General features: G+C 64.5%; 8 protein-coding genes. 6 read left to right on the top strand and 2 right to left on the bottom strand.

Going from position 1 to position 14,396, the window contains the following annotated elements; translation table 11 throughout:
- Window positions 1-369: 369 nt before the first annotated feature.
- From KW835_RS08690 to KW835_RS08665, 6 genes are all read left to right on the top strand, one after another.
- Entirely contained in the window at window positions 370-1,923 is a 1,554-nt protein-coding gene (locus KW835_RS08690; RefSeq protein ID WP_218381962.1) for an ATPase domain-containing protein, read from the top strand.
- Between the two features lie 11 nt (window positions 1,924-1,934).
- Window positions 1,935-3,605 (top strand): response regulator, encoded by a 1,671-nt coding sequence (locus tag KW835_RS08685; RefSeq protein WP_218381961.1) that lies wholly within the window; start codon window positions 1,935-1,937, stop codon window positions 3,603-3,605.
- A gap of 154 nt (window positions 3,606-3,759) precedes the next feature.
- Complete coding sequence (locus KW835_RS08680; RefSeq protein ID WP_218382145.1) at window positions 3,760-4,653, top strand: Ku protein; 894 nt, start codon at window positions 3,760-3,762, stop codon at window positions 4,651-4,653.
- 303 nt (window positions 4,654-4,956) lie between these two features.
- Window positions 4,957-7,029 carry a hybrid sensor histidine kinase/response regulator gene (locus KW835_RS08675; protein ID WP_255593403.1) on the top strand — a complete coding sequence of 691 codons (2,073 nt, stop codon included), beginning with the start codon at window positions 4,957-4,959 and terminating at the stop codon, window positions 7,027-7,029.
- Between the two features lie 188 nt (window positions 7,030-7,217).
- A complete protein-coding gene (locus tag KW835_RS08670; RefSeq protein ID WP_218381959.1) occupies window positions 7,218-8,582 on the top strand; it encodes a sorbosone dehydrogenase family protein in 1,365 nt (454 codons plus the stop codon).
- Between the two features lie 103 nt (window positions 8,583-8,685).
- Entirely contained in the window at window positions 8,686-10,791 is a 2,106-nt protein-coding gene (locus KW835_RS08665; protein ID WP_255593425.1) for a TonB-dependent receptor, read from the top strand.
- 240 nt (window positions 10,792-11,031) lie between these two features.
- Here the strand turns inward: KW835_RS08665 and KW835_RS08660 are convergent, their stop codons facing one another.
- Together KW835_RS08660 and KW835_RS08655 are read right to left on the bottom strand one after the other, a co-directional pair.
- Window positions 11,032-11,523: a hypothetical protein gene (locus KW835_RS08660; protein ID WP_218381957.1), complete on the bottom strand. Its 492-nt coding sequence runs from the start codon at window positions 11,521-11,523 to the stop codon at window positions 11,032-11,034.
- 381 nt (window positions 11,524-11,904) lie between these two features.
- Window positions 11,905-14,106 carry an ATP-binding protein gene (locus KW835_RS08655; protein ID WP_218381956.1) on the bottom strand — a complete coding sequence of 734 codons (2,202 nt, stop codon included), beginning with the start codon at window positions 14,104-14,106 and terminating at the stop codon, window positions 11,905-11,907.
- Window positions 14,107-14,396: the final 290 nt, after the last annotated feature.

The raw sequence follows: 14,396 nt of genomic DNA, 5'->3' as shown, positions 1-14,396 counted from the left end.
TTCAATCCAGCGCCCGCAGGTGCACAGAGTGCGGGAGTTCGCCCGCCCCCGCAATCCCATGCGCGTGTTTCCGGCAAAAAGACATTGCAGCGGAAGGGAGTCTTGCATGGAGGCGGAATCGCGCCCCGCTGAACCGAGCCCGCCTGTAGGACTGGCCTGCCTGGGTCTCGCGGCAAACGCTGACCTCGCACGCTGAGCCACGATTGAACAATGGAGTGGCCACAAGCGATTTCAGTGATTTCAGCATTCGGCCAGCGGCACATGTCGAGCGCGGTATCTGCGGCTGCGACGGGTGCGCGGACCGTGGGGCATCGGACCGGGACGCATGGAAATGAGCGCTCCTGAATCAAAACGCCCGGGCTCGCGCGCATGGCCGTTGCACCCCACCGCCGAAAGGAAAGAGGTTTGTCAAACATTTCTAGCACCCCCTCCTTATCCCAAGGCGTGGCTCCGAGCGGCATAGCGGGGCTGGACAACATCTTGAACGGTGGATTTCCCGAACGGCACCTATACCTGGTGGAAGGCAGCCCCGGAACTGGCAAGACCACCCTCGCGCTGCAATTCCTTCTTTCGGGTCGTGAGCGGGGCGAACGCGGGCTGTACGTCACCTTGTCCGAGACTTCAGAAGAACTGGCGCAGGTAGCTCAGTCACACGGCTGGACACTCGACGGTATCGAGGTCTACGACCTGGTGAGCGACGAGGGTCTCAGCGAAGAGGCCGAGCAGACCATATTGCACCCCTCGGAGTTCGAGCTGGGCGAAACAACGCGCGATGTGATGCGGTTGGTAGGCGAACTCAAACCGCACCGTGTGGTGTTCGACAGCCTGTCGGAACTGCGCCTGCTGGCGCAAAGCGCATTGCGCTACCGGCGCCAGATACTCGCGCTCAAACGATTCTTTGCACAGGTCGGTTGTACCGTGCTGATGCTGGACGACAAATCGGCAGGCGAAGGCGACCAGCAATTGCACAGCATCGCGCACGGAGTCGTCCACCTCAACCAGAACGCCAACGACTATGGCCCAGACAAGCGGCGGCTGCGCGTAGTCAAGCTGCGTGGCGTGAGATTCCGCAGCGGCGACCACGATTTTGATCTCGACCGGGGAGGAATTACCGTGTTTCCGCGACTTTCCGCCGGAGAACATGGCAACCTCTTCGACAACACCGCTGTTTCGAGCGGCACAGCGTCACTGGACGAGATGCTGGGCGGCGGCCTGACGCCCGGCAGCAATCTGCTCTTTGCAGGACCTGCAGGTGTCGGCAAGACCACGACGGCCACGAGCTGCGCGGTCGCGTCCATGCGGCGCGGCGCCAAGGTAGCCTATTACCTCTTCGACGAAGGCCTGCGAACCCTCCGACAGCGGTCTCGCACATTGGGCCTGGACATCGATCCATTCGTGGCTTCTGGCCATCTCTTCATTCGATCCTTCGACCCTGCCGAGGTATCGCCCGGCCAATTTGCGCACGCGGTGCGGGATGCAGTGGAGCGAGATGGGGCGAGCATGGTGGTCATCGACAGCTTGAACTCCTACATGCAGGGGATGCCCGGCGGGCAGTCCCTGCAACTACAGATGCACGAACTGCTGGCCTACCTCAATCTGAAAGGCGTTGTCACCCTGATCATTCTGTCGACGCATGGCACTGTGGGAGATACCCGGTCTGACGTCGACCTGAGCTACCTGAGCGACGCCATGGTTCAATACCGCTTCTTCGAGGCCCGCGGCAACCTGCTCAAGGCGATCTCGGTGGTGAAAAGCCGCACCCTGGAACATGAAACCACCATCCGTGAATTCCGCCTCGGACCCGGCGGCATCGAGATCGGCAAACCGTTGGCCGATTTCCATGGAATTCTCGCTGGAGCCGTGACCTACTCCGGTCAGCACGCCCTGCTGGGCGATACAGACATCGCCGCGCAGGCGTCCTGAAGGAACGACGCATGGAAGGCCGCGTGCTGATCCTTGCGCCGCATGGTCGCGACGCGCAAGTCATCGAATCCGTGCTGCTGGGACACGATGTGGAGTGCAAGGTATGCAGCAATGCAGCGGCCATGCTGCTGCAGTTGGAGGCAGGAGCCGGCGCCGCGATCCTGACGGAGGAGGTGCTGGCAGGAGGCCTCGATGAATCGCTGCGCAACTACCTGGTGCGCCAGCCAGCCTGGTCGGACTTTCCGTTCGTGGTGCTGGCCACGCGCCAGGCCAGCCGGCGGTCGCTGCGCGCGGCGACATCGCTGCAGGAATTGGGCAGCCTCGTGATCCTGGAGCGGCCCGTCAATCCAGAAACACTCGTGAGCGCGGCACGCTCGGCTTTGCGGGCACGCGCCAGGCAATACGCCACCCGGCGCCACCTCACCGATATAGAACACGCTAAACAGACCGTGGAGCGGCTGAACGCCGAGCTTGAGAACCGGATCGCCGAGCGCACGAGCGACCTCGCTGGCGCGAACGACCGCCTCATGCGCGAAATCAGCGACCGGGAACGTATCCAGTCCAAGGTGGTCCAGGGCCAGAAACTTGAAGCGATCGGCCGGCTGACCGGTGGCATTGCCCACGACTTCAACAACCTGCTCCATGCCGTCAGCCTGAACCTGCAGTTCATCATGCGATTGGCGCAGGACAATCGGTTGGCCGACTATGCCCGGCGTGCCAAGGACTCGGTGGACCGCGGCGCCCGGCTGACCGCCCAGCTGCTTTCATTCGCCCGGGCGCAAAGCCTGCTGCCGCGCCTGCACGATGTCAATGCGATGGTCGGCAACCTCAGGGAACTGATCGAAGTATCAGTTGGCTCGAAAGTACAAGTGCATGTAGACCCAAGCCCCGAGGCTGCCTGGGCCCTGCTGGACGGAGCGCAACTGGAGATGGCGCTCCTGAACATGGCGGTCAATTCACGCGACGCGATGCCTGATGGGGGACATCTGACCATTCGAACCCGGCTACTGGACGGGCACGATGGCAGAAAGCTGGTGCAGATCAGCGTGCACGACACAGGCTGCGGCATTCCAGAAGCCATCCAGACGAAGGTCTTCGATCCATTCTTCACCACCAAGGCAGACGGAGAAGGAACAGGTCTCGGACTGAGCCAGGTCTACGGTTTTGCCACCCAATCGGGGGGTAGCGCCGAGATCCACAGCATCGAGGGCAAGGGCACCACGGTGACGCTTCAGTTCGCCCACGCGCAGCACGCGCCTGGTAGCGAAGGCCACGCAGCCATGAATCCGACCGCAAGCCCAGGCGCCGCCATGCGCACCGAGGTGCTGGTGGTGGAAGACGACGACGCCGTTCGGCGTGGCATCACGGAGGGGTTGCGGCTCCTGAACTACAGCGTGCGTGAAGCCAGCGATGGAGAGAGCGGACTGCGCGAACTGCAGCGGCGCGTGCCCGACCTTCTTATGGTGGACTACCTGATGCCCGGCATGAACGGTGCTGAGTTCATCGCAGCGGCCAGAGAGCTCTACCCAAAGATCCCCGTGCTGATGGCCACGGGTTATGCCGACATGGCCGAGGTGGAAAAGCTCGTCGGCGCGCAATCCGTCTTGAAGAAGCCGTTCGACCTGGAAACCCTGAACGCTGCGGTCGGCAACGAGCTGGCCCGCTATCGCCTGCGCGCGTGAGAGAGTGTGCGCGCGATGGACCTGAAAGTCCGACGTCGCCTGCGGGGCCGTACAACGCCCGCGCCTACCAATCTGATAAGCAAAGGCCTACACCTCGCGCGTGCTCTCGGCCGCAGACTTCGCCCATGGGATTCTCAATGGAGGGCATCAAGACATGGCCACTGGAAGTCGCACACTCTGGAAGGGCGCAATCACCTTCGGCCTGGTCCACATACCTGTCGGGCTGCACACTGCATCGAGCGAGCAAGGGGTGGATTTCGACTGGCTGGACAAGCGCTCCATGGATCCGGTGGGCTACAAGCGCGTCAACAAGCGCACCGGCAAAGAAATAGCCAAGGACAACATCGTCAAGGGCGTGGAATACGAAGATGGCAAGTATGTGGTCATCAGTCCCGAGGAAATCGAGGCGGTGTTTCCCAAGACAACGCAGAGCATCGAGATAGAACGGTTCATCGCCGCCAACGATCTGCCCTTCCTCTTCCTGGAGCGCCCCTACTACCTGGCTCCCATCAACAAGAGCGACAAGGTCTACGCACTTCTGCGGGAAGCCCTCGTCGCCACCGGCAAGATCGGGCTGGCCAAGGTGGTGATCGCCACCAAGCAGCACCTGGCGGCCTTGGTTCCATCAGGGCCCGCGCTGGTGCTGAATCTTCTGCGATGGGGCGACGAGGTCAAGACAGTGGATTCGCTGGATCTCCCCACGGCGGGAAAGAGCCGCGTCAGCGCGACCGAACTCAAGATGGCCAGGCAACTGGTCGAGGAAATGTCCGGCCCGTGGGACCCAGAGGATTTCAAGGACGAATTCCGCTCGCAGGTGATGAAACTGGTGGAAAAGAAGGCGAAGGCCGGCGAAGGCAAGACGGTGCTGGAGCCAGAAGAAAAGACACCGCAGACCGGCGAGGTGATCGACCTCACGGCACTGCTCCAGCGCAGTCTTCGCAAGGGCTCCAAAGCTGGGGGCGGGCCGGCAACCAAGGCGCCGGCCAAAAAGCCCAGTCCCGCAAAGTCACCCACAGGGAAAGCTGCTCCGCGCAGGAAGGCCGCATAGGGCAACGGGCGGCAGCCGCCGGACGGCTTTCGTTGCAGGACGGCAACTCAGCGACGCGGTACCCGCGCTCAAGCCTGAGGATTCGGCGGCAGCTCGTCCTGGCCAGAGCCAGAACTCACGTTCGAGCAAGAATCGGTTGTAATCAGTCCATCTCGCAGGAGCACGCGCAAGCGTGCGATGCCGCTGGCGAGCCTCTATACAGAACCGCGATTGCAAGGACGGAAGATGCCGGAAAGCCTTGGTGCTGCCAAAAATGCTCCCCGCCAGGCGGGCGAATCTGTCCGCTGGCTCCGGATTCTGGTGATGCTGAGCATTGCGGTACCGCTGTTCATCTATCTGGTGGTCGGGGCTGTGCGGTATGTGGGTGCACGGGACGATGCTGCGGCAAGGGTGAACCGCTCGCTGCGCGTGGCCCACGAGCACGCATCCAAGGTCATCGCGGCTTCAGAAGCCTTGCACGACAAGGTTATGGTGCTGGTCGGCGGCAGAAGCCCGGCCGAACTGAGGAGCAACGAGACCGCCTTGCACGAGGCACTGCGCGCCAGGACCGTGGACCAGCCCCAGATCCAGTCGATCCTGATCCTGGATGCCCAGGGCAAGACGGTTGCGAGCAGCCGCCTGCTGCCGTTCCCCGTCACGGATTTGTCCGATGGCGAGTACTTCAAGGTGCACCAGCAGGGTTACAGAGGCTCTTACCTGTCCAAGCCTTTCGTCACGCGCACGTCCAAGGAAATGGTGCTGAACCTGAGCACGGGCTTTTATGACAACGAAGGCCGATTTGCCGGGGTCATCAATGTCACCTTGCTGACCTCCTACTTCAGCGGCTACTACGCCGACCTGGTGGCAGATGATCCAGGCCTGGCCTTCAATCTTTTCAGGGAAGGCGGAGAAATCTACACCCGGTGGCCCCACCTGCCCGGGGGGGCCGACCGGCTGGCATCTGACGGCCCGGTGCTGACGCACCTGCGCAAGGGCGAAGACTTTGCGCAACTGCGGGGCGTCTCGTCCGTCAGCGGCGAAGACAGCTTCCTGGCCTACCGCCGCGTCAACAACTACCCGCTGTACGTCGGCACGGGCATGAGCCTGCGCGCGCTGCGAAACGACGTGCTGGTCGAACTGGGCCGGCTGTTCGCCCTGGGTGCGCTGCCTGTGGCTGCGCTTTTTCTGACGGCAACGATTGCGCTGCGCAACGCCAGAACCGCGCTGCAGACCATGGAGAGCCTCGAAAGGGAAATCGAAACCCGCCACCGCGCGGAAGAAGCCCTCCTGCAGGCCCAGAAGCTGGAAGCCCTGGGCCGGCTCACGGGAGGGGTGGCGCACGATTTCAACAATGCATTGATGGTGATCAGCAACAACCTGCACCTGATCAAGCGCAGCGCACCGGGCGTGGCGGCCAAGCAGGTGGACTCCATTGCCAGGGCGGTGAAGTCCGCCACCAACCTGACCCGGCAGTTGCTGGCTTTTTCGCGCCGCCAGCCGCTGGTGGCGGAACACGTGGTACTGCAGGAGAAACTCCCGTCCATCAAGGACCTGGTCAGCCCTGCGGTGGGCAGCCAGATCCAGCTGGATGTCCAGGTGGATGCGGCCACCGCGCCCGTCACCCTGGACCTGGCGGAGCTGGAACTTGCGCTGCTGAACCTGGCCATCAATGCGCGGGACGCGATGCCCAAGGGCGGTTCACTCTCCATCGTCGCGCGCAACGCGTCCGCAGCGGAAGTCGGCGCCGGGGCATCGCCCGGCATGGTGCTGATCGACGTGCAGGATACGGGCACCGGCATCTCGCCAGAATTGATCAGCAAGGTGTTCGAGCCCTTCTTCACCACCAAGGCTGTGGGAGAGGGCACGGGTCTGGGCCTGAGCCAGGTGTACGGAATGTGCCAGCGCCTGAACGGCCGGGCGGAGATCTTCAGCGAAATCGGTGTGGGCACGCGTGTTCGCCTGCTTCTGCCCGCCGCAGCACCACAGGCTGAACAGGCCCTGGCGTCCCATCCGGCCCTGGCCCCTCTCTCGAAGACGGTGCTCATGGTGGAAGACAACGAGGAGGTTGCAGCATCGCTGGTACCCATCCTTGAGTCCCTGGGTTGTCAGGTGACGCATGTGGACCGAACGGCCAAGGCCCGCCATCTGCTGGAGCGTGGCGAGCGGCCGGACATCGTGCTGTCTGACGTGGTGATGCCGGGCGACATGGACGGCGTGGGACTGGCCCAGTACATCCGCCAGGCCTGGCCTCGGCAACAACTGTTGCTGATGACCGGCTACGCGGAACAACTGGACAGCATCAGGAACCTGGGCTTTGAGGTGCTGCCCAAGCCTTGCACACCCGAGATGCTGTACACCGCACTCGCGAAGCTGATCCGCGCACAGCCGCAGGGCTGAGACCACCGGGCTCTCAGGTCAGACGTGCCACCCTGCCGTGGACGTGTGGACTCCTTTGCCCATGCCCGGTCGGCAGCTTGCAGCAAGCAAGCCCCCTGACACAAGCCAGGAACGCCCGGCTGCGCAGCGGACAAGACTGGCGATGTTCACCTACATGCGCCAGGCAGCAGCCATCGCGATACTGCGCCATGCAAAAGCCTGCCCGCACATCCTCGCAGCCGGGGTCATCCCGGCCTTGGTGGCCCCTGCCGCTTGTGGTGCTTCTCGCCGGCTGCTCCATCGCGGGTGCCGGGGTGCAGCAGCTCACACCACCCGGCGTCGGGCCCCATCCCACATTGCCACGGCCTGCCAGGAGTGGCCTGATCCCCACGGTCAATATCGCGCCGGCCGAGCAATGGCCCCAGGGCAGCGTGCCGCAGGCGCCGGTGGGCTTCAAGGTGACAGCGCTCGCTGCGGGGTTGGACCATCCACGCTGGGTGTACACCTTGCCCAATGGCGACGTGCTCGTGGCCGAGAGCAACAAGCCTGCGCCCGAGCAAGGCGCCAAGAACGTCCATGCCGACGGTCTGCGCGGCAAGGCGATGGGAATGGTGATGAAGCGGGCGGGCGCAGGCACGCCCAGCGCGAACCGCATCACATTGCTGCGTGATGCCGACGGTGACGGCGTGGCGGAGACCCGGGCCGTATTCATGACGGACCTGGTGTCGCCCTTCGGCATGGCGCTGGTGGGCGACCAGCTGTACATCGCCAACGCCAACGCCATTGTCAAGGTGCCGTATGAAACCGGCCAGACCTCGATCGCATCCACCCCCATCAAGGTCACGGACCTTCCTGCAGGCGCCAACCACCACTGGACCAAGAACATCATCGCCAGCGGGGACGGCAGCAAGCTGTATGCGACGGTGGGCTCCAACAGCAACATCGGCGACAACGGGATGGAAGCCGAGCAAGGCCGCGCGGCCATCTGGGAGGTGGATCTTTCAACTGGCAGCAAGCGGATATTCGCCTCGGGCCTGCGCAACCCCAACGGCCTGGGCTGGGAACCCCAGAGCAAGGCGCTCTGGACTGTGGTCAACGAACGGGACGAACTCGGCAACGACCTCGTGCCCGACTACCTCACCTCCGTGAAGGACGGTGCCTTCTACGGCTGGCCGTGGAGTTACTGGGGTCAGCATGTGGACACCCGTGTGAAGCCGCCCAACCCCGAGATGGTGGCCAAGGCAGTGCCGCCGGACTATGGTCTGGGCGCCCACGTCGCGCCGCTGGGCCTGGCCTTCTCGGACGCGCGCATGCCTGCGCAGTACGCCAGCGGCGCCTTCATCGGGCAGCACGGCTCGTGGAACCGCAAGGATCTGACGGGCTACAACGTGGTGTTCGTACCTTTTGCCGGGGGACAGCCGTCGGGGCCGCCGGTGCAGTTTCTGGGTGGCTTCCTCAGCAAGGAAGGAAAGGCCCACGGGCGCCCCGTCGGGGTTGCGCTGGACGCCAAGGGCGCGCTGCTGGTGGCTGACGATGTCGGTAACACGATCTGGCGCGTGGTCCGCTCCGAGTGAGCGCTGCAGCGCAAAATCGCCAGCGCGTGCAGCCTGCGGCCGATATTCAGATAAGTGGGTGTCCAGGGGCGCCCGTCCCTCCCGCCATGACCTCACAGTGCCACTGACCACACCCTCTTTCTGCCGGCACAGCCTGTGCCTCCTGCTCGCCGGAGGTACCGGCCTGGCCGCCAATGCGGCTGGCGATCCCGTGGCATCGCAAGCTTCCGCTGATGCAACGCCGGCACTGGGCACCGTGGAGGTCATGGGCAGCGCAGCAGCCCAGCGCAGCTTCGACAGCGCGGCCAGCCACAGCAGCGTGGCGGTGGACGGGTTTTCGCAACCCACGCCGCTGGTGCACCTGTCGGAGTTGCTCAGCGGTCAGGCCGGCGTGGTCACGCAGGATCGGGGCAACTACGCCCAGGACTTGCAGATCGCGGTGCGGGGTTTCGGCGCGCGCGCCACTTTCGGGGTCCGTGGCGTGCGCATCCTGGTCGACGGAATTCCCGCGACCATGCCGGACGGCCAAGGCCAGGCAGCCACGGCACACCTGCCCTCCGCAGCGCAGGTGGACGTGCTGCGCGGCCCGCTGGCCCAGTTGTACGGTAACGCGGCCGGCGGCGTGGTGCAGGTCACCACGCGCGAGCCCCGCACCACGGGCACCGCCCAGGCAGGCTTGGCCGTAGGGTCCCACGGGCAGCGGCTGGTGGATGCATCGCTGGACTTCGGCGACCAGCGCCTGGGGGGCTTGGTGGACATATCCCACTTCGGACTCGAAGGCTGGCGCGACCACAGCGCGGCGCGGCGCACGCACGTCAACGGCAAGCTCGTGGCCCGGCCCGATGGCCGTACGCGCATCACCGCGCTGCTCAACCTGTACGAGCAGCCTCTGGCGCAAGACCCGCTGGGCCTGACCCGCGCCCAGATGCAGGGCAACCCTCGGCAGGCCCCTGCGGTGGCCTCGGCTTTTGATACCCGCAAGTCGGTGTCGCAGAACCAGTTGGGCCTGGTGATGGACCACCAGCTGTCACCGTCAGACAGCCTGCAGCTGCGCGCCTATGGCGGGGTCCGCGACCTGACCCAGTACCTGTCCTTCAGCGGCGCGGCCGCCAACAGCGCAGGCGGCGTGGTGAGCCTTGACCGCACCTACCGTGGCATGGGCGCCGCCTGGACACGCTCGGTGCGGCTTGGGTCCGGCCTGCCCGTGACCTGGACGGCAGGTGTGGAGACACACCGCATGGCAGAACACCGCCAGGGTTTCGTGAACGACGCGGGCATGCGTGGTGACCTGCGGCGCAACGAGCAGGACCGCGCCACCAACACCGACGTGTACGGCCAGCTCGATGCCTGGCTCTCGACCCGCTGGCGCGCCATCGCCGGACTGCGCGCCAGCCAGGTGCGCGTTCAGGTGGATGACCGCCACATCACGCCCGCCAACCCCGACGACAGCGGTACCCGCTCCTGGCGCCACACCAGCCCCGTGCTGGGGATGGTCTGGAGCGCCACCGACACCGTCAATCTCTACGCCAACATGGGACGCGGCTTCGAGACGCCTACGCTCGCGGAGATGGCCTACAGCCTGGGCAATACGGGGCCCAACTACGCGCTGTCCGCCTCTCGAAGCAGGCAGTGGGAGGTGGGCGCCAAGTGGCGCGGCGAGCAACAACAGATCGACGTGGCCTGGTTCGCCACGCGCAGCCGCGGCGAGATCGTTCCCGTGGAAACCGTCAATGGCCGATCCGTGTTCCAGAACGTGGACAACGTGCGCCGCCAGGGCTTGGAACTGGCTTGGCGGGCCGCGCGGGGCGCGTGGTCGTCCAACGCCACCTATACCTACCTGGATGCGCAATTCGGCAATGCCTATGTGGGTGCAGCGAGTGCTGCGGTGGCCGCCGGCAACCGCTTGCCGGGCACGGCCCGGCATATGGCGCAATGGACCATCGAGCATGCACCCAGCGCGCGCTGGCGTGTGGGCGGCGCGGTGCACCTGTCCGGGCGTGTGTTTGCGAACGACACCAACAGCGAATCGGCGCCGGGCTTTGCAGTGCTGGGTCTGCGCGCGGGCTACCAGCTGCCTGGCACCACGCGATGGCAATTCTGGGCCCGGCTCGACAATGTCTTCAACCGGCACTACGCGGGCACGCTGGTCGTGAACGACGGCAACGGCCGCTTCTTCGAGCCTGCGGCCGGCCGGCGGGTGATGGTGGGCGCACGGGCGCAGTTCCTGTAGCGGCTCCTCCGCGCAGCGCAGCTGCAGACACAGAGCCCGACGCAAGGCACGTGTCCCCACCACCCTCTGAAATTCAATGCAAAATTGCTCTGCGGCTTTCTGGACGGGCGCAATCAGCTATTTATTTGATAGCAAACCCAACAATGCCAGCCGGTTCAGCGGCACACCCCACTCGTGCAGCGCAAGCAGGCCGGCCGCCAGGCAAGGACGGCGCCGGCAGGGCGCACGCCTGCGCACAGGTCAGGGCACATAAACGCTGTACGTGAACACCGTGTCCGTATCGTCCACGCGCTTGTTGGCCCCCAGGTCGATCATCATGAGTACCTCGCGCCCGCTGCCGGGGTCCGTCCTTCGCAGCACGGCGTAGGTCTTTCCGGAGAACTTGCTGGACATCAGCTCGTCCTGGGGAATGGGCCTTTCGCTGCGCTTACCGTTGTCGACGATCTTGTAGTCGCCGCGCACGGGGTGAATGGTCAGCGTGCTGGCTGTCACGCCCTCGTCGTCCGTCACGGTCCCCACCGTCACCGTCGCGTCGATCGTGGTCAGTGTGGACTTCACGACGCCGTACGCGTTGGCTTGCAGGAACGTCTCCTGGCGCAGAGTGCCCGGCCCGTTCTTTTCGAAGTGGATCACCTGAGCGGCACCGGACGGCGCCTGGGCCCTTCCCGTCCATTTGTCGAGGTGGACAGTGAGCCCCGCCGAGCCCGTGCGCCAACTTTTCGACGGCGTCATGAACTCTGCGGGAATCTGATCCCCGCGCGGTGCGGTCTGGGCCGCGGCAGCGTGAGCCCACAGAGAAAGCGCAAGCACATGGATTGCGCAGCGGCAGAGTTGAAAATTGGTCATGTCGGAGTGTCCGGATAGCGGCACGAAGGCATCACACACGATGCCTCGCGCCGGGGGGTTTCGAATTGCGCGGAGCAGCCCCGTCGCTCGCACGGCAGCGGCAAGGGCCTTCCGTGAGAATTTAGGCACAGGGCTGCTGGAATTGCCAACCGAAACGGCCACCACTGAGCAAGCGCAGGGGGCAAAACGCATACGGGACGCCTATGGAACGCCCGCCTGGGTAGATTCAGATAGATTGCCGCGCGCAGCACCAGCGCGCGCTTGGACCTATCGGCTGCGCAGCATCCGCAGCACGTCGGCCACGTTGTAGGGCTTGGCCAGCACCTGCACGCCAGGCATGGAGACGCGGTTTTCCGAATAGCCGGTGGCAAGCACCACCTTCACTTTGGGAAAGCGGCCCACAATCTCCCTGGCCAGGTCGATGCCGTTGAGCGTGCCGGGCATCACGACGTCGGAGAAGACAAAGTCGATCTTGGTGCCGGCCTCCAGACATGCCAGCGCCGCATCGGCACTTTCGGCCATGATCACGAAGAAGCCGCCACCCTCCAGCGCCGGCGCCACGCTTTCACGCACCAACGGATCGTCCTCCACGAACAGCAGCGTCCCCCCGGACTTGCCCGGGACCGCGAAGGGTTCTTGCGCGGCCGCGCTTGGCTGGGCCACCGGCTGCGCGGCCTTGGGCAAATAGATGTCCACCTGGGTGCCTTGTCCTTCATGGCTGTGCAACAGCAAGGTGCCGCCTGACTGCCGTGCAAAGCCAAAGGCCTGTGGAAGGCCCAGCCCCGTGCCTTCACCCACGCGCTTGGTCGTGAAGAACGGATCGAGCGCCTTGGCCATGACGTCGGCACTCATGCCCACGCCGCAATCCATTACGCTCACTCTCACATAGTCGCCCGCATCCATTCCCGCAGCGGGAAGTACCGCCGTCTCATTGGTCACCACGACGCGGATATTGCCGCCAGCGGGCATGGCGTCCTTCGCATTGATGACCAGGTTGAGGAATGCGAGCTCGAACTGCGTAGGGTCGATGGTCACCGGCCACGCTTGCTCGGGAATCTGAATGTCCAGCGTGATGCTGGCGGGGAGCACGTTGTCCACGAGTTGCCGAAACTCATGGATGCGCTCGTGCAGGCTCACCGTTTCAAGCCGGGCGTCCTGCGTGCGCCCGAAGGAGCTCAACTGCCCCGTCAAGGTCCTGGCGCGCTGGAGTGCCTTGGAGCAGGTCTGCAGCAGTGCATGGATGCGGTCGATGTCACCCGACCGCTTGGCAAGCTGCAGGGATGTGGCCAATGTCTGAAGCAGGTTGTTGAATTCGTGCGCGATGCCGCCAGTCAGCCGCCCCAAAGCCTCCATCTTCTGGCTCTGCAACAGCGCCTTCTGGGCCCGCTCGGTGTCTGCCACCGCCTGGGCCACGCGCGACTCCAGCTCGTGTTGGTTGGACAGCAGCCGTTCGCTCGCCTCCACGATGCGGTGCCCCACCGCGTCGACCTCCACCAATCCTTGCGACGGATAGTTCACCGGCTCGCCGCGCCCCAACGCATCGGCTGCCAGCTCCAGGCGATGCATTCGCGACATGACGCTCGCTCCGATGCGCCGCGCCACCAGCAGCGAGAAAACCAGCAGGAGCATGGCAGCCATCGCAAACATGCCCGCCCCGCGCACGGCAGAGCGCCGAATCTCGCTTTCGGGAATACTGAGGACGACGGTCCAATCCGAAGAATCCACCCGATGGTAGAAAGTCTTCACCGCCACACCGTCGAGCGTGACGGAGCGTGTGACCCCGTGCCGGGTTGAGGAAAACATCTTCCGAAGCCGTTCGTCCGACGAACGGCCCACGAATTTCTCTGGGTCGCGCGAGCGCGCCATCACCACGCCCATACGGTCAACAACGGCGCCCAGCCAACTGGTCGGAAGGCTCTGCTGCGACAACAACGCCTGGATGGCTGTCACATTCACGCCCATGACGACGAAGTACCGGATCTCCCCACCCACGATGAACGGAACCTGCACGACAAAGTCGTGGCGTTTTCCGATCGGTGCAAGGAAAACGTCGGAAACCAGCGGTGACACACCGCCATCGCGCCGGATCAATTCTTCAATGCCCGGGGCCCTTCTGGCGGGAAGATCCGAGCCCAGCGGCAGCCGGGTGTTCAACAACTGCCGGCCGCTCGCATCGATCAGCACGATGGTTGTGTCCGCCGTCGGGGCATTCTTCAGCGCGAACTCGTAGAACGTCGCAAGGTCGCCACTGGCCAGGGACGGCGCATTGGCGATGGTGCGCAGGATCTTCTGGCGCGCCTGCAACTCATTGTCGACAAGGAGCGAAAAAGTACGCGCAGCCTCCTTCAGCCCGGCCTCCTGCCTCGCCTGCTCTTCCTGGTAAACATAGCCGATGGCCAGCATCGCAGCCAGAAAGGCTGGCAGCAGGACAGATAGCACAAGTGCGAACAGTTGACTTTTGAAGCGCATGGTCACCATCCAGGACAGGGGTGGCGAGACAACTATAGCCGCCGCTCAGAAGCGAAGCCCACCACGGCCAAAGCTGCCGGGTGGACGCACAGCGCCGACGGACCACGGCAAGCATCGCCAGCCGCGCGAAAACCACTTGCAGCAGTTTGTGCTTTTCGTACACTGCTTTCAGCGGCGAACGCCCGCTGGGGAAGGGTCGCCACCAACCTGCCGATTCCCCTTCAGCGTACGTCCGAGAGGGCCACCCGAGCGCGCGTTCGAGGTGAAGACAAAGGAGGCAACGCGCGTTC

Origin of the sequence: Acidovorax sp. sic0104 (assembly GCF_019219095.1) — a bacterium.
Taxonomy (GTDB): Bacteria; Pseudomonadota; Gammaproteobacteria; order Burkholderiales; family Burkholderiaceae_C; genus Acidovorax.
The sequence above is the reverse complement of the archived record's forward strand: the minus strand, read 5'-3'. Positions and strand labels throughout refer to the sequence as shown.

Excerpts from the sequence above, each read along its gene's own strand:
- KW835_RS08655 (WP_218381956.1), bottom strand. The coding sequence starts at position 14,106 with ATGCGCTTCAAAAGTCAACTGTTCGCACTTGTGCTATCTGTCCTGCTG.
- KW835_RS08680 (WP_218382145.1), top strand. The coding sequence starts at position 3,760 with ATGGCCACTGGAAGTCGCACACTCTGGAAGGGCGCAATCACCTTCGGC.
- KW835_RS08690 (WP_218381962.1), top strand. The coding sequence starts at position 370 with ATGGCCGTTGCACCCCACCGCCGAAAGGAAAGAGGTTTGTCAAACATT.
- KW835_RS08660 (WP_218381957.1), bottom strand. The coding sequence starts at position 11,523 with ATGACGCCGTCGAAAAGTTGGCGCACGGGCTCGGCGGGGCTCACTGTC.
- KW835_RS08685 (WP_218381961.1), top strand. The coding sequence starts at position 1,935 with ATGGAAGGCCGCGTGCTGATCCTTGCGCCGCATGGTCGCGACGCGCAA.
- KW835_RS08675 (WP_255593403.1), top strand. The coding sequence starts at position 4,957 with ATGCTGAGCATTGCGGTACCGCTGTTCATCTATCTGGTGGTCGGGGCT.
- KW835_RS08670 (WP_218381959.1), top strand. The coding sequence starts at position 7,218 with ATGCAAAAGCCTGCCCGCACATCCTCGCAGCCGGGGTCATCCCGGCCT.